At 77.2% G+C, this 24,227-nt stretch carries 21 protein-coding genes; 9 read left to right on the forward strand and 12 right to left on the reverse strand.

Annotation, left to right across the window (positions count from 1 at the left end):
* The first annotated feature begins 49 nt into the window (after nucleotides 1-49).
* Genes EDC03_RS12095 through EDC03_RS12110 form a run of 4 tightly spaced genes read left to right on the forward strand, consistent with a single transcriptional unit; the run spans nucleotide 50 to nucleotide 3,964 of the window.
* Entirely contained in the window at nucleotides 50-739 is a 690-nt protein-coding gene (locus tag EDC03_RS12095; RefSeq protein ID WP_123380506.1) for a YkoF family thiamine/hydroxymethylpyrimidine-binding protein, read from the forward strand.
* The gene (locus EDC03_RS12100; RefSeq protein WP_123380507.1) at nucleotides 736-1,356 is read left to right on the forward strand and encodes an ECF transporter S component; all 621 of its coding nucleotides are present in this window, start codon (nucleotides 736-738) and stop codon (nucleotides 1,354-1,356) included. Before EDC03_RS12095 ends, EDC03_RS12100 begins: the two co-directional genes overlap by 4 nt.
* Nucleotides 1,353-3,158 (forward strand): ATP-binding cassette domain-containing protein, encoded by a 1,806-nt coding sequence (locus tag EDC03_RS12105; protein WP_123380508.1) that lies wholly within the window; start codon nucleotides 1,353-1,355, stop codon nucleotides 3,156-3,158. The genes EDC03_RS12100 and EDC03_RS12105 overlap by 4 nt, the downstream gene beginning before the upstream one ends.
* On the forward strand, nucleotides 3,155-3,964 hold the full coding sequence (locus tag EDC03_RS12110; protein WP_123380509.1) for an energy-coupling factor transporter transmembrane component T family protein: 810 nt from the start codon (nucleotides 3,155-3,157) through the stop codon (nucleotides 3,962-3,964). Before EDC03_RS12105 ends, EDC03_RS12110 begins: the two co-directional genes overlap by 4 nt.
* A gap of 167 nt (nucleotides 3,965-4,131) precedes the next feature.
* Here EDC03_RS12110 and EDC03_RS12115 read toward each other — a convergent pair whose 3' ends face one another.
* Both EDC03_RS12115 and EDC03_RS12120 read right to left on the reverse strand, forming a co-directional pair.
* A complete protein-coding gene (locus EDC03_RS12115) occupies nucleotides 4,132-4,875 on the reverse strand; it encodes a TSUP family transporter (RefSeq protein WP_123380510.1) in 744 nt (247 codons plus the stop codon).
* A gap of 51 nt (nucleotides 4,876-4,926) precedes the next feature.
* Nucleotides 4,927-7,191 (reverse strand): glycoside hydrolase family 3 C-terminal domain-containing protein, encoded by a 2,265-nt coding sequence (locus EDC03_RS12120; protein ID WP_123380511.1) that lies wholly within the window; start codon nucleotides 7,189-7,191, stop codon nucleotides 4,927-4,929.
* A 94-nt stretch (nucleotides 7,192-7,285) separates the two neighbouring features.
* Here EDC03_RS12120 and EDC03_RS12125 point away from each other — a divergent pair, with 94 nt between their 5' ends.
* Nucleotides 7,286-7,891, forward strand: coding sequence for a TetR/AcrR family transcriptional regulator (locus tag EDC03_RS12125; protein ID WP_123380512.1), 606 nt, complete (start codon nucleotides 7,286-7,288; stop codon nucleotides 7,889-7,891).
* A 143-nt stretch (nucleotides 7,892-8,034) separates the two neighbouring features.
* Here the strand turns inward: EDC03_RS12125 and EDC03_RS12130 are convergent, their stop codons facing one another.
* The 3 genes from EDC03_RS12130 to EDC03_RS12140 form a co-directional block, all read right to left on the reverse strand.
* A complete protein-coding gene (locus tag EDC03_RS12130) occupies nucleotides 8,035-8,367 on the reverse strand; it encodes a DUF202 domain-containing protein (protein WP_123380513.1) in 333 nt (110 codons plus the stop codon).
* Nucleotides 8,364-8,729 carry a DUF202 domain-containing protein gene (locus tag EDC03_RS12135; RefSeq protein ID WP_123380514.1) on the reverse strand — a complete coding sequence of 122 codons (366 nt, stop codon included), beginning with the start codon at nucleotides 8,727-8,729 and terminating at the stop codon, nucleotides 8,364-8,366. Before EDC03_RS12135 ends, EDC03_RS12130 begins: the two co-directional genes overlap by 4 nt.
* Before the next feature lie 243 nt (nucleotides 8,730-8,972).
* Nucleotides 8,973-9,962, reverse strand: a complete 990-nt coding sequence (locus tag EDC03_RS12140) for an EamA family transporter (RefSeq protein ID WP_199720210.1) — start codon at nucleotides 9,960-9,962, stop codon at nucleotides 8,973-8,975.
* Between the two features lie 73 nt (nucleotides 9,963-10,035).
* Here EDC03_RS12140 and EDC03_RS12145 point away from each other — a divergent pair, with 73 nt between their 5' ends.
* Entirely contained in the window at nucleotides 10,036-10,587 is a 552-nt protein-coding gene (locus EDC03_RS12145) for a CGNR zinc finger domain-containing protein (RefSeq protein ID WP_123380516.1), read from the forward strand.
* Between the two features lie 7 nt (nucleotides 10,588-10,594).
* On the opposite strand, the gene EDC03_RS12150 is transcribed toward EDC03_RS12145, so the two are convergent.
* The 3 genes from EDC03_RS12150 to EDC03_RS12160 form a co-directional block, all read right to left on the reverse strand.
* Nucleotides 10,595-11,389: an IclR family transcriptional regulator gene (locus tag EDC03_RS12150; protein ID WP_123380517.1), complete on the reverse strand. Its 795-nt coding sequence runs from the start codon at nucleotides 11,387-11,389 to the stop codon at nucleotides 10,595-10,597.
* A gap of 94 nt (nucleotides 11,390-11,483) precedes the next feature.
* Nucleotides 11,484-12,872: an SLC13 family permease gene (locus EDC03_RS12155; protein ID WP_123380685.1), complete on the reverse strand. Its 1,389-nt coding sequence runs from the start codon at nucleotides 12,870-12,872 to the stop codon at nucleotides 11,484-11,486.
* Nucleotides 12,873-12,882: 10 nt separating this feature from the next.
* Nucleotides 12,883-13,743 (reverse strand): maleate cis-trans isomerase family protein, encoded by an 861-nt coding sequence (locus EDC03_RS12160; protein WP_241967168.1) that lies wholly within the window; start codon nucleotides 13,741-13,743, stop codon nucleotides 12,883-12,885.
* A 183-nt stretch (nucleotides 13,744-13,926) separates the two neighbouring features.
* Here EDC03_RS12160 and EDC03_RS12165 point away from each other — a divergent pair, with 183 nt between their 5' ends.
* From EDC03_RS12165 to EDC03_RS12180, 3 genes are all read left to right on the forward strand, one after another.
* Nucleotides 13,927-17,031: a glycoside hydrolase family 2 TIM barrel-domain containing protein gene (locus EDC03_RS12165; RefSeq protein ID WP_123380518.1), complete on the forward strand. Its 3,105-nt coding sequence runs from the start codon at nucleotides 13,927-13,929 to the stop codon at nucleotides 17,029-17,031.
* A gap of 305 nt (nucleotides 17,032-17,336) precedes the next feature.
* The gene (locus EDC03_RS12170) at nucleotides 17,337-18,878 is read left to right on the forward strand and encodes a flavin monoamine oxidase family protein (protein WP_123380687.1); all 1,542 of its coding nucleotides are present in this window, start codon (nucleotides 17,337-17,339) and stop codon (nucleotides 18,876-18,878) included.
* 93 nt (nucleotides 18,879-18,971) lie between these two features.
* Nucleotides 18,972-19,625: a Rid family hydrolase gene (locus EDC03_RS12180; RefSeq protein ID WP_422393825.1), complete on the forward strand. Its 654-nt coding sequence runs from the start codon at nucleotides 18,972-18,974 to the stop codon at nucleotides 19,623-19,625.
* 55 nt (nucleotides 19,626-19,680) lie between these two features.
* Here the strand turns inward: EDC03_RS12180 and EDC03_RS12185 are convergent, their stop codons facing one another.
* The 4 genes from EDC03_RS12185 to EDC03_RS12200 form a co-directional block, all read right to left on the reverse strand.
* Nucleotides 19,681-20,976 carry an SGNH/GDSL hydrolase family protein gene (locus EDC03_RS12185; RefSeq protein WP_123380519.1) on the reverse strand — a complete coding sequence of 432 codons (1,296 nt, stop codon included), beginning with the start codon at nucleotides 20,974-20,976 and terminating at the stop codon, nucleotides 19,681-19,683.
* 233 nt (nucleotides 20,977-21,209) lie between these two features.
* On the reverse strand, nucleotides 21,210-22,031 hold the full coding sequence (locus tag EDC03_RS12190; RefSeq protein WP_123380520.1) for an ABC transporter ATP-binding protein: 822 nt from the start codon (nucleotides 22,029-22,031) through the stop codon (nucleotides 21,210-21,212).
* Entirely contained in the window at nucleotides 22,028-23,107 is a 1,080-nt protein-coding gene (locus EDC03_RS12195) for a FecCD family ABC transporter permease (RefSeq protein ID WP_123380521.1), read from the reverse strand. The genes EDC03_RS12190 and EDC03_RS12195 overlap by 4 nt, the downstream gene beginning before the upstream one ends.
* A complete protein-coding gene (locus EDC03_RS12200; protein ID WP_123380522.1) occupies nucleotides 23,104-24,219 on the reverse strand; it encodes a FecCD family ABC transporter permease in 1,116 nt (371 codons plus the stop codon). The genes EDC03_RS12195 and EDC03_RS12200 overlap by 4 nt, the downstream gene beginning before the upstream one ends.
* Nucleotides 24,220-24,227: the final 8 nt, after the last annotated feature.

The raw sequence follows: 24,227 nt of genomic DNA on the forward strand, positions 1-24,227 counted from the left end.
CCCGCGTCCGCGTCTCGACGTACCCGCGGGCCCGGAAGGGACCGCCCTCATGAGCACCACCACGGAAGAGACCCGGCGTACCGCCGCGGTCACCGAGCTGGGCGTCGGCGCCCGCGTCTCCGTGCACCCGCACACGGACGCGTTCGTCGACGTCATCACCGGCGCGCTGGACGACGTCCGCGCCGCCGGCCTCACCGAGGGCCTGCAGCTGCAGACCGACGAGGTGAGCACCTGGGTCGGCGCGCTCGAGGCGCCGGCCGAGCAGCGGATCGCCGCGTACGTCAGCGGCCTCGTCGCCGCGACGTCGCGCCGCAGCGGCGGCGGGCACGTCGTCGCGCACGTGCTCCTCTCGCGGGGCTGCCCCGGCGAGGCGACGTGCGACCTCAGCCTCGGCAGCGGCGTCGGCCTCCCCGTCGCCGCGCCCGTCGAGCTGGCGCCCACCGGCGTCGATGCCGTCGCGCAGTGGTCGCTGTACCCGCTCATGGACGCCGCGACCACCACGGCCGAGGGCGTCAGCGGCGAGCACATGGCCCACATCGAGGCGGCCATCGCCGCGGCGCAGCGCCGCGGGACCGCCTCGGCGGCCGCGCACTACGCGACGGTGCTGCGCGGCGACGTCGCCGACGTCCTCGCGACCGCCGTCGACGCGTGGGCGTCGGTGGGCGCCGTCGTGCCCCACGTCGTCACGCACCTCACCGTGTCCACCGGCTCGCCGACGCCCGCGGGCGGCCCGCGATGACCGCCCCCGCGCCCACCGACCGCCCCACCGCGCGCGGCCGCTGGCAGCTGCGCGACATCGTGCTGCTCGTCGTCCTCGGCGTCGTCTTCGGCTTCGTCTACTGGGTCTTCGTCCAGGCGTACTACGGCCTCGCGATCGTGCTCGGGCCCTTCGCCGACCTGTCGGCCAACGTCCTCCACGGCAGCTGGTTGATCGTCGCGCCCATCGCCATCGCCATCACCCGCAAGCCCGGCGCCGGCGTCGTGGCCGAGGTGCTGGCCGCGGCGGTCGAGGTCTTCCTCCTCGCGTCGCCGTTCGGGGCGCCGCTGCTGCTCACCGCCGTCCTCCAGGGCGTCGGGAGCGAGCTCGCCTTCGCGCTGTACCGCTACCGCCGTTTCACGTGGAGCGTCTACGCGCTGTCCGGGCTCGGCGGCGGCTTCGTCGTGTTCTGGTACACCGCGCTGACGAGCGGCTGGTACGGGCAGGACATCTTCGCCGTGCGCCTGGGCATCCAGCTCGTCTCCGGCGTCCTGCTGGGCGGGCTGCTGGCCAAGGTGGTCGTGGACGCGCTCCTGCGCACCGGCGTCCTCGACGACTTCGCCATCGGCCGCGACCGGCGGCGCGTGCGCCGCTCGTGACCGCCGCCCGTCCCAACGACGCCGCCGAGGTCGTCCGCCTCGACGGCGTCGCCGTCCACCACCAGCGCCGCGAGGAGCCGCTGCTCGCCGGGGTCGACCTGCGCGTCGCCCCGGGCGAGCACGTCCTCGTCGTCGGGCCCTCCGGCTCGGGCAAGTCCACGCTCCTGCGCGTCGTCTCCGGCGTCGTGCCGCACACCGTGGCGGCCGAGCTCGAGGGGACGGCCGTCGTCGCGGGCACCCCGACGGCGGGCTCGAGCGTCGTCGAGCTGTCCCGGCACGTCGCGGTGCTCGCCCAGGACCCGGCGTCCGGCGTGTGCCTGCCCGTCGTCGAGCAGGAGCTGGCGCTGCCGCTGGAGAACCGGGCGACGCCGCCCGCGGCGGTCGACGGGCTGGTGGACGCGGCGCTGGACGTCGTCGGGGCGGGCGCGCTGCGGCGTCGTCGCACGGCCGAGCTGTCGGGCGGCGAGGTGCAGCGCGTCGCGCTCGCCGCCGCGCTCGTGGCGCGGCCGGACGTGCTGCTCCTCGACGAGCCGACGTCGATGCTCGACCCGGCCGGGGTGGCCGCCGTGCGCGGCGCCCTGGCCGGGGCGCTGGGCCCGGACGCCGACGGGGCGGGCCCGGCGGTGCTCCTCGTCGAGCACCGCCTCGACGAGCTGGCCGGCGGGGACGGCGTCGCCGGGCTGCCCGCGCGCACCGTCGTCCTGTCCGCCGAGGGGCGCGTGGTCGCCGACGGCCCGACCACCGAGGTGCTGCACGCGCACGCCGCCGCGCTCGTCGCGGCGGGGTGCTGGCTACCGCTCGAGGTGGAGCTCGCCGCGCTGACCGGCCGGCGCGGTGGCCTGGCCGACGTCGGCGTCGTCGAGCGCCTGCGAGAGGCGCTGCCGCGAACGGCCGTCGACGACGCCGCCCCCGAGGAACCCGTGCTCCGCGTCCGCGGCGTGGCCGTGCGGCACCGCGGCGAGCGCGCCCGCCGTCGGGCGCCGGGCTGGCTGACGCCCTGGGTCACCCCGGCGGCGCGGCGGCGACGCGACGAGGAGACGGCGGCCGCGCTGCTCGACGCCGCGCTGCTGCGCGACGTCGACCTCGACGTCCGCGCGGGCGAGGTCCTCGCCGTGCTCGGGCCCAACGGCGCGGGCAAGTCGTCGCTGCTGCTGACCCTCGCGGGACTGCTCCCGCCGGCCGCCGGGACGGTCGAGGGCGCCCGGCCGGCCATGGTCTTCCAGGAGGCCGAGCACCAGCTCGTCGCGACGTCGGTGCGCGCCGAGGTCGAGGCCGGGCTGCCCGCCGCCGCCCGCGAGGACGGCCGGGTCGAGCGCGCGCTGGCCGACCACCGCCTCGCGCACCTCGCGGACGCCGACCCGCACCGCCTCTCCGGCGGCGAGATGCGCCGGCTGTCTCTCGCGGCGCTGCTCGTCCACGACCGCCCGTGCCTCCTCGTCGACGAGCCCACGCTCGGGCTCGACCGGCGCGCCGTCGCCGAGCTCGTCCGCGCCCTGCGGCGGGCGGCGGCGGAGGGACGCGGCGTCGTCCTCGTCAGCCACGACCTGCGGACGGTCGCCGCGGTGGCGGACCGCGCCGTCGTCCTCGGCCGCACCGGCGCGGGGACGACGGGCGTCGTCGCGCAGGGGCCGCTGACCGACGTGCTCCGCGACGACGCCGCCCTGGCCGCCGGGCGGCTCGAGGTGCCGCCGCTCGTGCGGTGGCTGCTCGACGAGGGCCGCGACCCGGCCGGGGTCCGCGCCGCGCTGGCGGCGCTCGACGAGCCGGTGCTGGCCCGCCCCGTCGCGGCGGTGGCGGCGTGACCGCGCTGCTGGCGGCCGGGGAGGACCCGCGCCCGTCGCTGCTCGCCCGGCGCGACCCGACGGCGAAGCTGCTGCTCGTCCTCGTCGTGACGACCGCCGTCGTGCTCGTCCTCGACCCGGTGACGCCCCTCGTGCTGTGGGTGCTCGCGCTCGTCGGGCTGCTGCTCGGCGCGCGCGTCCCGGTGCGGACGGCGGCGCGGGCGCACGTGCCGTTCCTCGTCCTGGCGGTCGGCCAGCTGACGGTCAACCTCGTGACGCGGCCCGGCGAGGTCATCGCGACGCCGGGACCGCTGCGGCTCACCGCGGAGGGGCTCGAGGTGGGGACGGCCATCGCGCTCCGGACGCTCGTCATCGGCGTCCTCGCCGTCGCCTTCATCACGACGACGAGCCCCGTGCGGCTCATGACGAGCCTCCAGCAGAACGCCCGGCTGAGCCCGCGCGTGACGTACGCGATCCTCGCCGGCTACCGGATGCTCCAGGAGATGCCGCGGGAGTGGGCGTCGCTGCGGGCCGCGCACGCCGTCCGCGCGCCGCTGCGGCCCGACGGGACGCCCACCCGCTCGCCGCGGGTGCTGCTCGGCGCCGCCTTCGGCCTCCTCGTCGTCTCGGTGCGCAAGGGCGAGCGGCTGTCGCAGTCGCTCGAGTCCCGCGGCCTCGGCCTGACCCCGCGGACGACGTGGCGCCCGTCGCCGTGGACCCGCGCGGACGCGGTGCTCGTCGTCGTCGTGCTCGGGGTGCTGGTCGCCGTCCTCGCGACGAGCGCGGCGCTCGGGGTGCTCGCGGGACCGGCGGTGCTCTTCGGCTGAGGGCCGCCGGCCCCGACACCCCGCGACGTGTGCCCATGTGCGCCCTCGGGCGGACTTCGAGGCGGCGTCATGGCCACACGTCGCGGGGTGAGGGGGCGCGGCGGGGCGCTCATGGCCACACGTCGCGAGGGAGGCGCCGAGCCCTCGGGGGGACGGAGGCGGGCGTCTCAGCCGAGGAGGTCGGAGGCCCCGCGCGCGGCGACGGCCAGGGCGCCCAGCGAGGCGACGACGACGAGGGCCGTCCGGGCGCGGGCGGGGCTCGTGCGGCGGGCGAGCAGGTCGCCCGCCGCGACGCCCACGAGCACCGCGACGACGACGGCGACGAGCGCCGGCCATCCGACGTCCGGGACGGCACCGGGGTCGAGGACGAGCTTCGTCGCCGCGGAGGCGGCGCCGGTCAGCATGAAGAGGGGCTGCAGCGTGGCCGCGAGGGAGCGCTGCGGCCAGCGGCTCGCGACGCCGTAGACGCTGAAGGCGGGGCCGCCGACGCCCGCGGTCGCGTTCATGACGCCCGCGAGGAGCCCGGCGCCGACGGCGGGACCGCGGCCGGTGACGGCCGGGGCGCGGCCGGCGAGCAGCGTCGTCGCCAGCGCCACGAGCACGAGCACCCCGACGACGAGCTCGAGCCAGGCGCTCGGGACGCTCAGCGCGAGGACCGCGCCCGGCACGATCCCGACGAGCGCCGCGCCGCCGAGGAGGGCGAAGCGGCGCCAGTCGACGTCCCGGCGGACCCGCGTCAGCACGAGCCCGGCGGTGAGGACCGCCGTCGCGTTGACGAGGACGACGCCCTGCACGGGCCCCAGCAGCAGCGCCATGACGGGCGCCGCGAGCAGCCCGAAGCCGAGGCCCGCCACGCGCTGGACGCAGCACCCCACCGCGAGGACGAGGAGGACCAGCGCGGCGACGAGCACCGGCGGAGCCTGCCACGCGGCGTCCGGTGCCCCGGACGCCGCGCGGCCGGGTCAGGCGCGGCCGCCGACCTCCGCGACGAGGGCCGGCAGGTCCGCCTCGCGGACGGGGAAGCCCGGGAAGCGGGCCAGCCGCACGAGCGGGATGGCCCGCATCATCTGGCCGTGCTGGGGGTCCTCGAGCATCGCCATGGCGTCGCCGAGCAGCTCCCGCAGCCGGGGCCCGGCGACGGGGTGGGCCAGCCAGCGCTCGGCCTCGTCGCCCGCCGCGAGCGGCGCCGTGAGGTCCTCGCCGTCGAGGCGGACGACGGCGCTGGCCCGGACGTCGCGCGACGAGGCGCCGACGCGCACCTCGTACCGGCCCGGCTCGAGGACCCAGCGGCGGTGCTCGGCCGACCAGTGGCCGAGGTCGCGCGCCGTGAGGGTGACCGTGACCGGCGTCGACGCGCCCGGCTCGAGCTCGACGCGGGCGAAGCCGACGAGCTCCTGCGCGGGCCGGTGCACGCTCGCGTCGAGGGGCGCGGCGTAGACCTGGACGACCTCGGCGCCCGCCCGGTCCCCGGTGTTCGTCACGGTGAGGGAGACCTCGACCGTCGTCCCGGGGCCCTCGCCGGCGGGGGCGAGCGCGAGGTCGGCGTGCTCGAACGTCGTGTACGACAGGCCGTGCCCGAAGGGGAAGCCGACGGGCGCGCGGCGCGTGTCGTACCAGCGGTAGCCGACGAGCAGGCCCTCGCCGTAGCGGACGACGCCGCTGTCGCCGGGGAACGCGCCGAAGGCGGGGGTGTCCTCGAGGCGCAGCGGGACCGTCTCGGCGAGCCGGCCCGAGGGCGAGACGACGCCGTAGAGGAGGTCCGCCGTCGCCGACCCGCCGGCCTGGCCGAGGAGCCACCCCTCGAGCAGCGCGGCGGCGTGGTGCTGCCAGCTCGCCGTCGCCACGGCCGAGCCGTTGGAGAGGACGACGACGACCCGGTCGGTCACCGCGCGGACGGCCTCGAGGAGCGCCACCTGCGGCGCGGGGAGGTCGAGGTGCTCGCGGTCGTAGCCCTCGGACTCGAAGGACGCCGGGAGGCCGAGGAAGAGGACGGTCACCTCGGCCGAGCGCGCGGCCTCGACCGCCTCGACGACGAGGGCGTCGTCCGCCTCGACCGACTCGGTGACGTACCCGGCGGCGAAGACGACCTCCCGGTCGGTGCCCTCCTGCAGCGCGGTGAGGGCGTCGTCGAGCCGGGTGGGGACGACCTGCGAGCTGCCGGCGCCCTGGTAGCGCGGGCTGCGGGCGAGCTCGCCGACGACGGCGATGCGGCCGCCGGAGCGCGGGTCGAGCGGCAGGACGCCGTCGTTGGTGAGGAGGACGGCGCTCTGCCGCGCCGCCTGCCGGGCGAGGGCGTGGTGCGCGTCGACGTCGAGGGCCTCCCCCGAGCCGAGACCGGGCAGCGCCCTCGCGACGAGCTCGAGGTTGCGCCGCACCGCGACGTCGAGCTGCGCCTCGGTGAGGTCGCCGGCCGCGAGCGCCGCACGGATGCTCGCCTCGCCGGCGCCGTCGGACGACGGCATCTCGAGGTCGAGACCCGCGGCCACGCCCTTCCACCGCACGTCGACGGCGCCCCAGTCGGAGACGACGAGGCCCTCGAAGCCCCACTCGTCGCGCAGCACCTGCGTGAGCAGCCACGGGTCCTGGCTCGCGTACACGCCGTTGACCTTGTTGTAGGCGCACATGACCGTCCACGGCTGCGCCCGCGTGACGACGCGCTCGAAGGCCGGGAGGTAGATCTCGCGGAGCGTGCGCTCGTCGACCTCGGCGGAGACCGTCATGCGGCCGGTCTCCTGGTTGTTGGCGGCGAAGTGCTTGAGCGAGGTGCCGACGCCACGGCTCTGCACGCCCAGGACGAGCGCGGTCGCGAGCTCGCCCGCGAGCAGCGGGTCCTCGGAGAAGTACTCGAAGTTGCGGCCGCACAGCGGGCTCCGCTTGATGTTGACGCCGGGGCCGAGGAGGACGGCGACGTCCTCGGCGCGGCACTCGTCGCCGAGCGCCTCGCCGACGCGGCGCAGCAGGTCGCGGTCCCACGTGGACGCGAGGCCGGTCGCGGGCGGGAAGCACGTGGCGGGGACGGACGCGTGGAGGCCGGCGTGGTCGGTCGAGCCCTCCTGCTTGCGGAGGCCGTGCGGGCCGTCGGTGACCATCACCGCGGGGACGCCGAGCCGCTCGACGCCCTGCGTGTGCCAGAAGTCGGAGCCCGAGGCGAGGGAGATCTTCTCCTCGGTGGTGAGCGCGGCGAGGACGGCGTCCACGTCGAGGCTGCGGGGGTCGGTGCTGGTCATCGGTGTCCTCCTCGACGTGGCCGGGTGCCGGGCCGACCGTAGCGCCGATCCCGACCGAGCGGTAGGTTTTCGGTCCGGCGACCGAGGGGGACGGATGAGCGGCACGGACGGGGCGCGGCGGGGCGGCTACGCCAAGGGCCGGGCCGCGCGGGAGGCGGTGCTCGACGCGGCGCTCGCCCTCTTCGGCGAGGCCGGCTACCGCGGGGCGTCGCTGCGCGACGTCGCCGCCCGCGCCGGGCTCAGCCACCCCGGTCTGCTGCACCACTTCCCGCGCAAGGAGGCGCTCCTCGAGGCGGTGCTGCAGCGGCGCGACGCGGAGGACGCCGAGGCGGTGGGGCTCGCGGGTGCCCGCGGCCGCGCGGCGCTCGAGGGGCTCGTCGACCTCGTCGAGCGCAACGCGGGGTCGCCCGGCGTCGTCCGGCTCTTCACGGTCCTCGCCGCCGAGGCGACGGACCCCGGGCACCCGGCACGGCCGTGGTTCCGCGAGCGCTACGCCCGCACGGTCGCCGACCTCACCCGGGCCTGCCGCGAGGCGGCGGAGGACGGCGAGCTGCGGGACGGCGTCGACCCCGCCGCAGCCGGTCGGGGCCTCGTGGCGCTGCTCGACGGGCTGCAGGTGCAGTGGCTCCTCGACCCGGACGACGTCGACATGGCCGCCGACGTCCGCGCGCACCTCGCGGGGCTGCTGCGCGCGGGGTGAGCGGGCGGACGGACCTGCACAGCTCAGGGCGTGCTGGCGTCGTCGCAGGTGGAGGGCTCGTCGGCCGGGAGGGGACGGGGTTGTGCAGGTCGGTGGGACCGACGTGTGCCCGGGCCGAGCGTGCGACTTCTCCTGCGGTCCGGTCAGGCGGTGAGGACCAGGGCCAGGCCCACGACCCCCACGACGAGCAGCGAAGCCGTCAGCGCGAGGACCGCGGCGCCGGGCGACAGGAGCGCGCCCGTGGCGTCGAGGCCGCGGGCGACCTGCCGGTAGCGCAGCGAGGCCCCGACGAGCGCTGCGGCGCACAGGGCCACGCCGAGGACGCCGGCGACGACGGCGGGCGCCCCCAGCGTCGGCGCCCCCAGGCGGACGACCGCGGCGGACGCCACGGCGACGGCGAGGAGGGTGCGGCGCCAGGCCAGCAGCGTGCGCTCGGGCTGCAGGCCGCCGTCGCGCGGGAGGGGGACGTCGCTCACACGACGAGACCGACGAGCAGGAGCGCGGCGGCCACGACGACCCCCGCGGCGACCGCCGGCCCGAGGACCGGCGCCGGCAGGGGACGCCGCAGCCGCAGCGACAGCTCCGCGCGGGCCCAGCCCCACCCCGCCTGGACGGCGGCGAGGAGCCCGAGGACGACGAGGAGGACCGCCGCGGTGAGGCGCAGCGGCGCGGGCACGGGGACGTCGAGGGCCTCGAGCGCGACGCCGGCCGCCAGCAGCGCGAGCGCCGTGCGCACCCACGCGAGGAAGGTGCGCTCGTTGGCGAGGCTGAAGCGCACGTCCGGCTCGTCGCCGACCCCGTAGACGCGGCGGGGCACCCGCCGGTCGCCGACCGCCATGCCTCCTCCTCGTCGTCGTCCGTCCCGACGCACCCTGGCACGGACGGGCGGGGCCGGGTGCGGTCGAGGGTCGGCGTCCGCAGCGCCGACGCGGCGACCGGGGCCGCGACGTCACGCCCACCTCGGACGGTGAGGTCGGCGTCGACCTCGCGTCCTGAGGGCACCTGGGGGTGAAGCCGGCGTCGACTGCTCGTCTCGGTGGCGCCCGGGGTGACGTCGGCGTCGACGTCACCCCCGGGGTCCTCAGGCGGACGGGCGCCGCTCGCCCGCGGCGACCGCGGCGGCGCCGCCGACGACGAGCACCCCGCCGAGGAGCTGGACCGGCGCGGGGAGCTCGCCGAGGAGCAGCCACGCGACGAGGACGGCGAAGAGCACCTCGGTGAGGCCGACGAAGGACGCCGTCCGCTCGCCGAGGCGGCGGGCGCCGACGATGCCCGTCGCGTAGGCGAGCGCCCCCGCCACGAGGGCCAGCGCGAGGACCGCGACCCACCACGGGACCTGCGCGCCGGCGAGGGCGACGTCACCGCGGGCCGTCTCCAGCGGGAGCACGCCGACCGCCCCCGCGACGGCGAGCGCGAGCGCACCGACGAGGAGCCCGCCCGCGGCGAGCGCCAGCGGCGGCAGGCCGGCTCCGGGCCGCGCCGAGAGCGCGAAGTAGACCGCGAGCCCGCAGGCCGCGAGCAGCCCCCAGACGACGCCGACGGCGTCGACCCGCACCGAGCCGGTGAGGTCGAGCACGAGGACGAGGCCCGCCAGCGCGGCCACGGTGCCGGCGAGGACGAGCGGCGCGGGACGCCGTCCGCGCGCCCAGGCGAGGAGGACCAGCAGCGCGGGCGCCAGGTACTCGAGCAGGAGCGCGACGCCGACCGAGAGCGTCTGCACCGCCGAGAAGTACGCGAGCTGGCAGCCGGCGACCGCGACGAGCCCGTACGCGACGACGGTCCGGCCGTCGGCGCGCAGGAGGTGCCAGCGGCCGCGGAGCTGCAGGGCGGCGGGCACCGCGAGGACGAGCCCGCCGACGAGGACGCGGGCGAGGACGACGGCGCCCGGCGACCAGCCCGCGGTGAGCAGCCCCTTGGCGAGCGTCCCCGACGTCGCGAAGACGAGCGCCGACAGCAGCGCGACGGCGAGGCCGACGAGGCCGCGCGCCCCCGCGAGGGAGGTCCTCGCGCGACGTCGACGGGACGCCCACCGCTGGGTGGCCCCGAGGGCCACCGGCTCCGCAGCCGCCACGCCGACCTCCTGTGTCATGAGTCATCACGTCGTACGCTGATGACGCTACGCAGCCCCGATGTCAGGAGTCAACATGGTCTTCACCCATGACACGGAGATCTCCCTCCGGGCGGTGGCGGCGCTCGTCAACACCGACCCGGAGCACCGGGCCGACGGCGCGGACCTCCTCGCGACGGAGGAGGAGCTCGAGGCCTTCGTCGACGAGTGGCAGTACTCCGGCTCCCGCACGCACGACGCCGCCGAGCTCGACGCCGTCCGCGGCCTGCGCGCCGAGCTCCGCGCGCTGTGGACCGCCGCCGAGGACGAGCAGGTGGCCGGCGTCAACGCGCTGCTGGCACGGGAGCGGGCGCTGCCGCAGCTCGTCCGGCACGACGGGTGGGGCTGGCACCTGCACGCGACGACGTCGGAGGCGCCGCTCGCGGAGCGGATCGCGGTGGAGACGGCGATGGCGCTCGTCGACGTCGTCCGCTCCGGCGAGCGCTCGCGGCTGCGGACGTGCGCGGCGGACGACTGCGAGGACGTCCTCGTCGACCTGTCCCGCAACCGCTCCCGGCGCTTCTGCGAGGGCGGCTGCGGCAACCGCGCCGCCGTCGCCGCCTACCGCGCGCGGACCGCGGCACGGTAGGCAGGGCTCAGGCCGGGGGCGACGGCGCCCCGAGGAGGACCGACGCCCGGGCCGCCGCCGCCGCGACGCGGGGACCCAGCGCACGGGCCGCGTCCTCGTCGACCCGCTGCACGGGGAAGCCGAGCCCCAGGACGCCGGCGAGGGCGCCGACGTGGTCCAGGACCGGGGCGGCGACCGACCCGACGTCGAGGTGACGCTCCCCGAGGGCCGCGCACCAGCCCTGCGCGCGGGTGGCGGCCGCCTGGGCGTCGAGGTGGGCGAGGTCGACGGGCGTCCGGGGCGTGAAGGCCTCGAGCCGGCCGTCCACCAACGCCTCGCGCGCGCCGGGGTCGAAGGCCAGGAAGACCTTGCCGGGCGCCCCGGCGTTGAGGGGCATGACCTGGCCCACGCGGAAGGGACGCATGACGACGTGGCGGGTCTCGGCCACGGCGACGACGGTGCGGAACGCGCCGTCACGGACGTACAGGCAGGCCGTCTCCCCCGTCGCGTCCCGCAGCTCCGCGAGGACGGGGGTCACGAGCCGGACGACGTCGAGGCCGAGCGTGCCGGGGGTCGCCCAGCGGACGAGGCCGATGCCGATGCGGTACCGGTCGCCGACGCGGTCGAGGAAGCCCTCGCGGACGAGGTCCTGCACCAGCCGCTGGCAGGTGCTGCTGGGCAGGCCGGTCCGGCGGGCGAGCTGGGCGAGCGTCGGCTCGGGGTCCTCGACGGAGAAGGACGCGAGGAGGCGGGCGATCTTGCCGAGGACGAGCGTGGTCGACCGCGCCTCGCCGGCCCCCGGCCGCGGGTCGTCGTCGGTCACCGCCCCACCCTCCCGCGCCGGAGCTCCCGGCGACGCGGCGTGATGCTAGGCGGCGGCCCTCCCCGCCCGGGGGCGGGGAGGGCCGCGGCCCACGTCAGAGCCCGACCTGCACGAAGAGCAGCCAGGCGACGAGCGGCACGACCGCCACCATGGCGATGGCCCACAGCAGCAGCGCCCGGAAGAAGCGGCGCTCCTCGTCGGGCCGGGCGCTGGCCATGAGCAGCGCCCCCGAGGTCGACATCGGGCTCGTGTCCACCACCGACGAGCTGATGGCCACGGCCGTCACCACGCCCACCGGCGTGAGCGCCGGGTCGAGCGCCACGGGCACGACCACCGGGCTGATGACGGTGAGGGTGCCGGTCGTCGACGCGAAGGCCGAGACGACCGCCACGACGTAGCCGGTCACGAGCGCCGCCACGGACCCGCTGCCCAGGCTCTCGATGCCGCGCTGCAGCTGCTCGAGCGCCCCCATCTCCTCGAGGACGCCGACGTACGTGACGATGCCGGTGACGAGGAGGACGGCCGACCACGGCACCGCCTCGACGGCGGGCTTCTGCAGCCGGGGGCTGACGACCACCAGCACCAGCGCGATGGCGAGCGACGCGACGCCCACGTCGACCCCGAGGACGGTGGTCAGGACGAGCAGCGCGACGAGCCCGAGGAGGGACAGGGCCCTCACGGGGGTGAGCCGGACGGGCTCCTCCGTCGCGGCGGGCCCCGCGGGGGCGACGTCGACGGCGGTCGCCGTCGTCGGGGACGCCAGCACCGCCGTCCGGGAGCCTCCGGACGTCGCGGCACCGTCCGGGAGGGCGACGCCCGCCCCGCTCGCCACCGGGGTCGCCCCGTCCGAGGACGCCCCGTCGTCCCGGCGCGCGGCGCGCCGGCCCAGGAGCACCTGCACGAGGACGTAGGCCACGACGGCGAGCACGGCGTTGAAGAGGAAGCAGGCCACGTAGAGCCGGAGGGTGCCGTCGGCGGCGCCCGCCTCGCGGAGCATGAGGTTGGCGACGACGCCGAAGGGGTTGACCGGCGAGAAGCCGCCGGCGTTGGCGCCCTGCACGACGACGAGGCCCATGGCCAGCGTGCTGACGCCGAAGCGCGAGCCCAGGGCCAGCGCCACCGGCGCGACGATGGCGATGGCGGCGGGCGTGAAGGCCCCGGCCGAGGTCAGGACCGCGGTGAGCAGGAACATGAGGACGGGCACGAGCAGGCGCCGTCCGCCCGCGAGCCGCTCCGCCCACGCGGCGAGCAGCTCGACCGTCCCCGTGAGGCGCACGACGCCGAAGAGCAGCGTCGCGCCGACGAGGATGAGGAAGAGACCGGACGGGAACTGGGCGACGACGTCCTCGACGGCCTGCCCGGCCAGCAGCGTGCCGACGACGAAGGCCGCGACGAGGGCCACCAGGCCCGCGCTGACCCGCGTGAGCGAGCCCACGACGAAGGCGCCGACGAGCACGGCGAAGGCGACGACGGAGAGCACCACGGCGACCGCCTCAGGAGACGGCCGGCACGAGGCCGCCCGCGAGCAGCCGGCCGGCACCGGTGACGGCGGGCTCGTGACCCAGCGCCCGGAGGACCTCGTACGCCGTGGCCGTGGCCGCCGTCAAGACGGGCAGCCCGAGCTCGTCCTCGACCACCTGGACCGCGTCCAGCGACGGCATCTGCACGCAGGCCGACAGCACGAGGGCGTCGGCGCGGGAGAGGTCGAGGCCGCGGGCGATGCCCGGCAGCTGCCCGGCGTCGAGGCAGCCGACGGCGAGGTTGTCGGACACCTCGAGGCTGACGGCCTCCAGGACCTCCACCCCTCCGCCCTCGACGTACGCGGCGACCATGTCGGTCAGCGGACGCATGTACGGGGTGACGAGCGCGACCCGGCGTGCGCCCACCTCGCGGAGCACGCGGGTGAGCGCGCCGGCGCTGCTGACGACGGCGGCGGGGTGGCCGTTCTCGGCGGCGGCGCGGGCCATGACCTCCTCGGAGGAGGTGTGGGCGCCCGGCCCCTGCGCCATGACGGCGACGAGGCACGCGTAGGCGATGACGTCGACGTCGGCGTCCGAGACCGCCGTGGCGCACTCGGCGGCCCGGTCGACCATCGCGAGGAGCTCCTCGTGCGTGACGTTCTTCAACGCCGCCCGCGCCGAGTGGAACGTGTAGCTGTGCCCCGTGGCCTCGGTCTGCCGCCGGAAGAGCTCCGGCAGCTCGGTCTCCATCGTCGTGTTCGAGCTGGGCACCACGAGCCCGATGCGCGACCGGCCGGGGCGGCGCGGCTCGGGCGCGTGCTCCTCGGCCGCGGCGGCGGCGGCGCCGTCCGCGACGAGGTGGGGGGTGCTGGGTCCGGATGGGGTGCTGCTCATGGGTCCTCCACGTCGATGTGTCGGCATATCCCGCGATGCGGGTCGTGTCCCCACCATGCGGGATCCGCGTCCTCGCCGTCAACGCCCTCAGCCGCCGCGCCCTCCCGCCGTGCGCCCCGGTGGCACGCCGCGGGAGGGTGACCCCGCCGTCGTCCCCGCCGCCCGCCCGCCGAGGAGTCCCGCGTGACCTCCCCCCGCCCCGCCGCCCCCCGGTCCCGCCCGCCGTACCTCGAGGACCCCGCCCCCGGCACCGGCCGCCGGTGGGCCCCCCGCGCACGGGTGCGCAGCGACGCGCCCGAGCTCGACCTGTCGGGCACCTGGCGGTTCCGGCTGTGGCCCACCGCCGTCGGCGGCGGCGAGGACGACGACGCCCTCGCGGCGCTGTCGGTGCCCGGCGCCGTCCCCGCGGACGGCCCGGCCGCGGGCTGGGACGACCTGCCCGTCCCCTCGCACTGGGTGCTCCACGGCGACGGGGCGTACGGCCGCCCCTGGTACACGAACGTCCGCTACCCCTTCCCCGTCGACCCGCCGCACGTCCCGGACGCCAACCCGACCGCCGACCACCTGCGCGCCTTCACGGTGCCGGACGAGGCCGCGTGGACCGGCGCCGCGCGCCACCTCCTGCGCCTCGACGGCGTCGAGAGCGCCTGGCGCGCCTGGCTCAACGGCACCGAGGTCGCCACGGGCACCGGCAGCCGGCTCGCGCAGGAGCTCGACGTCACGGGGCTCGTGCGGCCCGGCGCGAACGTCCTCCTGCTGCGCGTGCACCAGTGGTCGGCGGCGTCCTACCTCGAGGACCAGGACCAGTGGTGGCTGCCCGGCGTCTTCCGCGAGGTGCACCTGCTGGCCCGCCCCGCCGGGGCGCTCGACGACGTCGTGCTGAGGGCCGACTACGACCACCGCACCGGCGCCGGCCGCCTCGACGTCCGGCCCTCCGCCCCCGCCGACGCCTACCCCGTCGTCCTGCGCGCGCCCGGTCTCGGCGTCGAGGTGACGTGGGCGACGCCGGCCGACGTCGCCCCGGTCGACGTCCCCGACGTGGCGCCGTGGAGCGCCGAGGTGCCCGTCCTCCACGACGTCGAGGTCGTCGCGCGGGGCGAGACCGTCTCCCTCCGCGCCGGTTTCCGGACCGTGGAGATCGACGGGGACCGCTTCCTCGTCAACGGCCGCCGCGTCGTCCTCCGCGGCGTCAACCGCCACGAGGTCGCCGCCGACCGCGGGCGCGTCTTCGACGAGGCGCACGCCCGCGAGGACCTCGCCCTCATGAAGCGGCACGGCGTCGACGCCGTCCGCACGAGCCACTACCCGCCGCATCCCCGCCTGCTGGACCTCCTCGACGAGCTCGGCTTCTGGGTCGTGCTCGAGGACGACCTCGAGACGCACGGCTTCGAGCTGACCGCCGGCGAGCCCTGGCGCGGCAACCCCAGCGACGACCCGGCGTGGGAGGCGGCGTACCTCGACCGCGTCGCCCGCACCGTCGAGCGCGACAAGAACCACGCGTGCGTCGTGCTGTGGAGCCTCGGCAACGAGGCCGGCACCGGGCGCAACCTCGCCGCCGCGGCCGCCGAGCTGCGCCGCCGCGACCCGAGCCGCCCCGTGCACTACGAGGGCGACCACACGGGCGCGTACACCGACGTCTACAGCCGGATGTACCCGACGCTCGAGGAGGTGGAGGCGATCGGCTCCGGCGTCGGCCCGGTGGCGTGGACGACGCCGGCGCAGGCGGCCGTCGTCCGCTCGCAGCCCTTCGTCATGTGCGAGTACGTGCACGCCATGGGGAACGGGCCGGGCGCCGTCGCCGAGTACGACGCCCTGTCATGGCGGTACCCGCGCGTCCACGGCGGCTTCGTCTGGGAGTGGCGCGACCACGGCCTCGCGCACCGGACCGCCGACGGCACACCGTTCTTCGCCTACGGCGGCGACTTCGGCGAGCCGCTGCACGACGGCAACTTCGTCACCGACGGGCTCGTGCTCTCCGACGGGACGCCCTCGCCCGGCCTCGCCGAGTGGGCGGCCGTCGTCGCGGCCGTGCGCCTCGACGTCCTCGCCGACGGCGACGAGCGGGTCCTCGCCGTCACCAACCGCCGGCACTCCGGCGCCACCGACGACCTGACCTTCGCCTGGCGGCTCGAGCGCGACGGCGTCGCCGTCGCGGCGGGCGACCTCGCCGTCCCGCCGGTCGCGCCCGGCGACGACGCCGTCGTCGCGCTGCCGGACGTCGCCGCCGCGGCCGGGCCGACGCCCGCGGGGTCGGAGGACCACCTCACGGTCGAGGCCGCCCTCGCGGCCCCGACGGCCTGGGCCGGGGCGGGGCACGTGCTGTCCCGCACGCAGGTCGACCTCACGCCGCCCCGGGCGGCCGCCCCGACGACGCCCGCGGCGGCGCCCGTCGTCGTCGCCGGGGACGGGCGGACGGCCCGCGTGGGCGACGCCGTCCTCGACCTCGTCACCGGACGGCTCACCGCCGTCGGCGACCTCCGCGTCGACGGCCCCGTCCTCGACCTGTTCCGCGCGCCGACGGACAACGACCGCGGCCGCGCGCCCCACGGGTACGAGGACGTCGGCCCGGCGGAGAGCCACGGCGAGGGCACCGACCACCCCTCGTCCGCCGAGCGTTGGGCCGCAGCGGGTCTCGACCGGCTGGAGCACCGCCTCCGCGCGGTCGAGGTGACGGACGACGCCGTCGTCGTGCGGGTGCGGGCGGCGGTCGCGGCCTCCGACGTCGGCGTCGACGTGACGTACCGCTGGACCGCCGCGGCGGACGGCGCGGCCTCTCTCGCCGTCGGCGTCGTGCCCACCGGCGCGTGGACGGGCACCTGGCCCCGGGTCGGCGTCCGTCTCGACCTGCCCGGCTCGGTGGGGACGGCCTCGTGGTTCGGCACGGGGCCGGCGGAGTCCTACGCGGACTCGAGCCACGCGGCGGTCGTCGGGCGCTTCGAGAGCGCCGTCGACGACCTCGTCGTCGCCTACAGCCGGCCGCAGGAGAGCGGCCACCGCCCCGACCTGCGCGAGCTCCGGCTCACCGGTCCGGACGGCGGCCTCCACGTCACCGCGGACGCCGACCGGCCGGGCGAGCGGCGGGTCGGCTTCACCGCACGGCGCTGGACGCCGCAGGAGCTGGCCGCGGCGGCGCACGACCACGAGCTGCCGCCGAGCGACCGCGTCGTGCTCCACCTCGACGCCGCGCAGCACGGCCTCGGCTCGCGCGCCTGCGGCCCGGACGTGCTGCCGCAGCACGCCCTCCGGCCGTCCGCCCGCACGTTCCGGGTGACGTTCCGCCCCGCCTGAGCCGCCCCTCCGGACGACGACCGCCGTCGGGCGGGGCCACCACCGGCCCCGCCCGACGTCGTCCTGCCCCCGTCCGCCGAGGTCCTTCCGCCTTCAACGGGACACAAGAACGTCACAGACCTCGCTCATCTCGCGAAACACGTCGCCAACAGGCTCCTCGCCCATCGCCTCCGTGACCGGGTGTCACGCAGCGCGAGACCCCGCTGCGTCCGCGTCCTGCGCGCGCCCCGAGCCCGAGGAGCCCCGTGCCCACCACCCGCCGCCAATTCCTGCAGTCCGTCGGCGTCGCCGGCGGCGCCGGCGTCATGTACTCGACGATGGGCGCCCTCGGGCTCGCCCCGACCGCCGCCGCCGCGCCGTACACGCCCCCGCGGTCGGGCGACTTCACGCTGGCCGGCCGCAGCGCCGCCCGCGTCGTCGTCCTCGGCGCCGGCATCGCCGGGCTCACCACCGCCTACGAGCTGCAGAAGGCGGGGTACCAGGTCACCGTCCTCGAGGCCCGCGACCGGCCGGGCGGCCGCAACTGGACCGTCCGCGGCGGCACCCGCGAGACCGACCTCAAGGGCGAGACGCAGCACGCGCGCTTCGCCGAGGGGCAGTACCTCAACGCCGGTCCGGCCCGGATCGCCCAGCACATGGTGACGCTCGACTACTGCCGCGAGCTCGGCGTCCCCGTCGAGGTCTTCACCAACGTCAACGCCGACTCGTACTACTTCGACGAGGGCACGACGCCGCTGTCCGGCACGCCCGTCCGGCACCGCACGACGAAGGCCGACACCTACGGCTACGTCTCCGAGCTCCTCGCCCGCGCCACGGACTCCGGCAGCCTCGACGGCTACCTCACGGGGGCCGACAAGGAGGCGCTGCTGTCCTTCCTCGGCGGCTGGGGCGCCATCGGCCGGCGCGTGGAGGGCGACCCCGCCGCGAGCTGGAAGTACACGGGCACGAGCCGGCGCGGGTACGAGGTGCTGCCGGGCGCCGGGACGCAGGCGGGAACGCCGCTCGGCCCGCCCCCGTCGCTCTCCGACGTCCTCCAGAGCAACCTGGGTCGCAACATCTCCTTCGAGTTCGGCTTCGACCAGGCGATGCTCATGTTCCAGCCGGTCGGCGGCATGGACCGCATCCCCTACGCCTTCGAGCGCGCCGTCGACCGCCGCAACATCGTCTACCGGGCCGAGGTCGGCGGGATCACCAACACCCCGACCGGCGTCGACGTCACGTACACGACGCGCGGCCGACGTCGCACCGTCACCGCCGACTTCTGCGTCTGCACCATCCCCCCGATGGTGCTCAAGAAGATCCCGACGAACTTCGCGCCCGAGGTGGGCACCGCCCTCGCGTACGCCCAGGCCGCGCCCGCCGGGAAGATCGCCCTCCAGTACGACCGCCGCTGGTGGGAGACCGACGAGAACATCTACGGCGGCATCACCAACACCAACATGGACATCGGCACCATCTGGTACCCGTCGTCCGGGTACCACGGCGACCGGGGCACGGTCGTCGGCTACTACAACTTCGGGAACAACGCCCTGGCCTACGGGCGGCTGTCGCACAAGGAACGCCTGTCGCGGGCCCTCGTCCAGGGTCAGAAGGTCCACGGGCAGAAGTACGCCCGGGGGATCGAGGCGTCGTTCTCCGTCTCGTGGGAGAACACCCGCTACAGCGAGGGCGGGTGGGTGAGCTGGCCGTCGCGCGAGAGCGCCGAGTACCGCCGCCTGCTGCAGCCCGAGGGCCGCACGTACTTCGCGGGCGACCACCTCAGCCACTACACGTCCTGGATGTCCGGGGCCATCGAGTCCGCCCGCGCGAGCGTCACGGCGCTGCACCAGCGCGCCCTCGCCGGCTGACCACCCCTCTCCCCCATCCCGTCCCGGAGGACACCCGTGCCCACGACCAGCCCCAGCCCCCGCCCCGCCGACCGACGCGCCCGTCGACGTCGCCTGCCCGCCCGTCGGGCGCTCGTCGCCGGCGCGCTCGCGCTGACCCTCACCGGCGGCGCCGCCGTCACCGCCGTCGCCGGCGGCCGTACCCCGGCGCCGCCGTCGCGCGGCGCCGTCCAGAACCTTCCCGCCGGGTCGGCCAACCCGATGATCGCCAACGGGACGACGATCGGGCCGCTCGTCACGACGTACAAGAGCAGCGGCACCGGCCCCGGCCGCCTCAACCCCGCGGGGGCGGCGGGCACGCCGGAGTCCTACGTCGACGCGTCCTTCTTCCCCGGCGGCACGCTGCCGGCCGGCGTGACCATCACCGAGGCGCAGGGCCTCAACGCCCTCGCCCGCATCGAGGCCAACCTCGCGTCCGTCGGGCTCGGGCTCGACGACGTCATCACCATGCGCGTCTTCGTCGACGCGCCCCCCGGGGCCGCCGTCGCCGACTACGCCGGCTTCAACCGCGCCTACCGGCAGTACTTCGCCAACGTCGACCTCGTCACCGGCGCGACGTTGCCGCAGCCCGTCGGCTCGGCCGCGCCGACGCCGCCCCTCGTCGTCAACGCGCAGCGGCCGTCCCGCAGCCTCATGGAGGTCGCGTCGCTGCCCGTCGCGGGCTGGCTCGTCGAGATCGAGGTGGACGCCGTCGTCGGGCGCCGCTGAGCGCCCCGTCCCCGGGCGGGCGTCCCTGCGTCGCAGGGGCGCCCGCCCGCGCGCGTCAGCGGCGGCAGTCGAGCGAGCGCAGGTCCACGGCCGCGGCCATGGCCGCGTACCCGGCGTCGCTGGGGTGCAGGTCGTCGCCGCTGTCGTAGGCCGGCAGCAGCTTGTCGGGGTTGGACGGGTCGCGCGTGGCCGCGTCGAAGTCGACGACGGCGTCGAACTCGCCGCTCGTGCGGATCCACTCGTTGACCGCCGTGCGCTCCGCCTCCCGGGCCGGGCCGGCGGACTCGAAGGCGGTCAGCGTGCCGCCCTGGATGCAGACGCCCGCGGCGTGCGTGCGGGCGATGAGCTGCCGGTACCCCGCGATGACCTCCTCCGCCGTCGCGCCGCCGGAGATGTCGTTGATGCCCTCGAGGAGGACGACGGTCTCGACGCCGGGCGACGTGAGGACGTCGCGGTCGAGCCGCGCGAGCGCGCTGACGCCGGCGCCGTCGGACAGCACGCGGTTGCCGCTGATGCCCTCGTTGACGACGCCGGTGCCGTCGTACCGCGGGGTGGCGAGGAGGCGGCGGGCCAGGTGGTCGGGCCAGCGCTGGTCGCCGTCGACGGTCGCGCCGTAGCCGTCGGTGATGGAGTCGCCGAGCGCGACGACGGTCCCGTCGCCGCGCGCGCCCGTGACGACGAGCCCGTCGACGACGTGCCAGCGCGTGAGCGCCGTCGTGAAGGCGTCGGCGCCCTCCTCGGCGGCGACGTCGCCCGGCTCGGAGACGTACGACGTCGCGACGGCCAGGTTGTGGCCCGTCGCCACGCCCGGGTCGCCGTCGACGTGGACGGACACGGCGAGGTCGAGCTGCTCGGCCCACCGGCCCGTCAGCGGGTCGCTGAGGACCTCGGCGCCGGGCGGGACGAGCACGGAGGTCTCGCCGCCGCCGAAGGTGAGGCCGCGCAGCGAGCCGGGCTCGACGGCGCCGCCGCCCGCCGAGACGCCGACGGTGCCGGAGTAGGTGACGGCCGCCGTCCCGACGACGTTGGACAGCGAGACGCGGAGGTCCCGGCCGCCGACGTTCGTCCGGACGACGTTGCGCACCGTGCGGCCGGCGACGTCGCTGTCGGTGCGGTCGGCGCTGGCGCCCCACGTGCCGACGAGCGCGGGCAGGCGGCCCGCCGTCGACGCCGCGGGCGCGGCCGGCGCAGCGGGGACGGAGGGGTCGGCGGCCACGGGCCCGGCCCCGCCGGCGGCCAGCAGGCCGGCGAGCAGCAGGCCGCCCGCGGCGGTGGCGGCCACGGCGCGCAGCCGGCCGGGCGGCGTCCGGCGGTCGGGCGAGGGGTCGGACGGGGCGGGGCTCGCGGGCATCGGGTGACCTCCGGGGTGCGCCGGCCGGGCCGGGTCCGTCGCCGTCGACGGGCACGACGACGGTACGTCCGGTTCGTCCGGGTGGCGAGGGTCGGTCGGGCGCCGGTCCCGCCCGTCACCGTGCCTCTCGTCCGCGACGTGTGGCCATGACGGGTCCCGCCGGGCGCGCGATGCCCCCTCATGGCCACACATCGCGAAGAGGGGAGGCAGCAGGCGGGCGTCGGGGGGCGGGGTCAGAGGGCGGCGACGTCCGCCCGGACGTGGTGGCGGCCGATGGGGAGGACGAGGGGGCGGCCCGAGACGGGGTCGACGACGACCTGGCTCTCGAGGCCGAAGACCGCGCGGATCACCTCGGGGGTGACGACCTCCTCCGGCGGGCCGGGAGGGGCGGCGAGGCCGCCGCCGGCCATGGCGACGAGGTGGTCGGCGTAGCGCGCGGCGAGGTTGAGGTCGTGGAGCACCATGACGACCGTCGTCCCGCGGGTGCGGTTGAGGTCGGTCAGGAGGTCGAGGACCTCGACCTGGTGGGCGACGTCGAGGAACGTCGTCGGCTCGTCGAGGAGCAGCAGGTCGGTGCGCTGCGCGAGCACCATGGCGATCCAGACCCGCTGCCGCTGACCGCCGGAGAGCTCGTCGACGGGGCGGTCGGCGAGGTCGCCCGTGCCGGTGAGGGTCATGGCGTCGGCGACGGCCTCGTCGTCGGCCGCGCTCCACCGCTGCAGGAGGCGCTGGTGCGGGTGGCGGCCGCGGCCCACGAGGTCGGCGACGGTGATGCCGTCCGGCGCCACCGGCTGCTGCGGCAGGAGGCCGAGGGTCCGGGCGAGCTCCTTGGCCGGCACCTTGTGCACGTCGCGGCCGTCGAGGACGACGTGCCCCCCGGACGGGGCGAGCAGGCGCGACATCGAGCGCAGGAGCGTCGACTTCCCGCAGGCGTTGGCCCCGACGACGGCGGTCACGCGGCCCGGCGGCACGACGAGGGAGAGGTCCTCGACGACGGTGCGGCCGCCGTAGCCGAGGGTGAGGCCGGCGGCCTGCAGGCGGTGGGCGTCGGTCACAGGGAGCCTCCGGTCCGGTGCGTGCGGACGACGAGGTGGACGAGGTAGGGGGCGCCGAGGACGCCCGTGACGACGCCGACCGGCAGGCGCGTGCCGAGCAGGTTCTGGCCCACGAGGTCGGCGGTCAGCACGAGCACGGCGCCGACGAGGGCGGCCGGGACGAGCACGGGCGTGCCCGGCCCGACGAGCCGGGCGGCGATGGGTCCCGACAGGAAGGCCACGAAGGCGATGGGCCCGGCGGCGGCCGTCCCGAAGGCGACGAGACCGACCGCGGCGACGAGCAGGAGCAGGCGGGTCCGACCCACCCGCACGCCGAGCGCGGACGCGGTGTCGTCGCCGAGCTGGCCGGCGGCGAGGTCGCGCTGGAGGAGCAGGAGCACCGGCGCGAGCACCGCGAGGGCGAGCGCCAGCGGCCACGCCTGCTCCCACGACGCGCCGTTGAGGCTGCCCGTGAGCCACCGCGAGGCGGCCTGCTGGTCCCAGACGGCGGCCTCGGAGAGGAGGTACGTCGTCACGCTGTCGAGCATCGCGGCGACGCCGATGCCGACGAGGACGAGCCGCGTCGTCGCCGACGTCCGCCCGGCCGCGAGCGCGTAGATGACGAGGGCCACGGCGAGGCCGCCGGCGATGGCGAAGGTCGACACCCCCGTCGCGCCGAGGCCGAGGGTGACGATGCCGAAGGTCGCCGCCGCGCTCGCCGCCGAGGTGATGCCGATGACGTCGGGGCTGGCGAGCGGGTTGCGGAGCATCGTCTGGAACGTCACGCCGCCGAGGCCGAAGGCCAGGCCCGTGAGGACGGCCAGCGCGGCCCGCGGCAGGCGCAGCGTCCCGACGGTGAACGAGGCGCCGTCGACGTCCTGGCCGAGGACGACGCGGAGGACGTCCGCCGGCGGGTAGACCGTCCGGCCGACGACGAGGCTGACGCAGAAGAGCACGACGACGAGGACGGCGAGCACCGTGACGACGGTGCGGCGGTGCCGGGTGCGGCGTCGGCGTCCGCGCGCGACGTCCGCGGGCGTGACCCCGGCGGACGGGCCGGCCGTCGGGGCGTCCGCGTGGACGGGGACGGCGGTCACAGCTCGCGCACCTTCTGCCGCCGGACGAGGGCGACGAACAACGGCGCCCCGACGAGCGCCGTGATGATGCCGACGTCGATCTCCGCGGGGCGGGCGACGACGCGGCCGAGGACGTCCGCGCCCGTCAGCAGCGCGGCGCCCGCGACGGCGGAGAAGGGCACGAGCCAGCGGTGGTCGACGCCGACGAGCAGGCGGCACGCGTGCGGCACGACGAGGCCGACGAACGCGATGGGTCCGGTGACGGCCGTCGTCGCCCCGCAGAGGACGACGGCGCCGAGCGACGCGACGCCACGGGCCACCGCGACGCGCTCGCCGAGGCCCGCGGCCAGCTCGTCGCCGAGGGCGAGGGAGTCGAGCGAGCGCGCGGTGAGGAGGCAGACGACGAAGCCGGCGACGAGGAAGGGGGCGACCTGCTGCACGGTGGGCCACGTGGCCCCGCCGACGCCGCCGACGAGCCACGACCGCACGCCGAGCGCGATGTCGTTGCGCGGCAGGACGACCGCCGTCGTGAGGCTCGTCAGCGCCGCGGCCGTCGCGGCCCCCGCGAGCGCGAGCTTGAGCGGCGTCGCGCCGCCGCGGCCCAGCGAGCCGACGGCGTAGACGAAGGCGGCCGTCACGGCGGCCCCGGCGATGGCGACCCACACGTACGAGCCGGGCGCGGTGAGGCCGAAGAAGGCGATGCCGACGACGACCGCCAGCGCCGCCCCGGTGTTGACGCCGAGGATGCTCGGGTCGGCCAGCGGGTTGCGCGTGACCCCCTGCATGACGGCGCCGGCCACGCCGAGGGCCGCGCCGGCGACGACGGCGAGCAGCGTCCGCGGCAGCCGGACGGCGACGGCCGCCTGGTCGAAGCCCTCCACCGAGCCGCCGAGGGCGGCGAGGACGTCGCCCGCACCGACGCTCCGCGAGCCGACGACGACCGAGGTGACGACGAGCGCGGCGAGCACGACCGTGCCGAGGCCGAGCCACAGCGGCCGGGCGCCCGGCCCGGGCCGGGCGCGGACGGGCGGGGGCGTCGCGCGCGACGCCCCCGCCGTCGTCGGGGCGGCAGGACCGCCGGAGGGGTCCGCCGGGGGACGGACCTCCCCCGGCGCACCTCCTCCGGTGGTCATCGGGGGCC

The organism is Pseudokineococcus lusitanus (assembly GCF_003751265.1).
Lineage (GTDB): Bacteria > Actinomycetota > Actinomycetes > Actinomycetales > Quadrisphaeraceae > Pseudokineococcus > Pseudokineococcus lusitanus.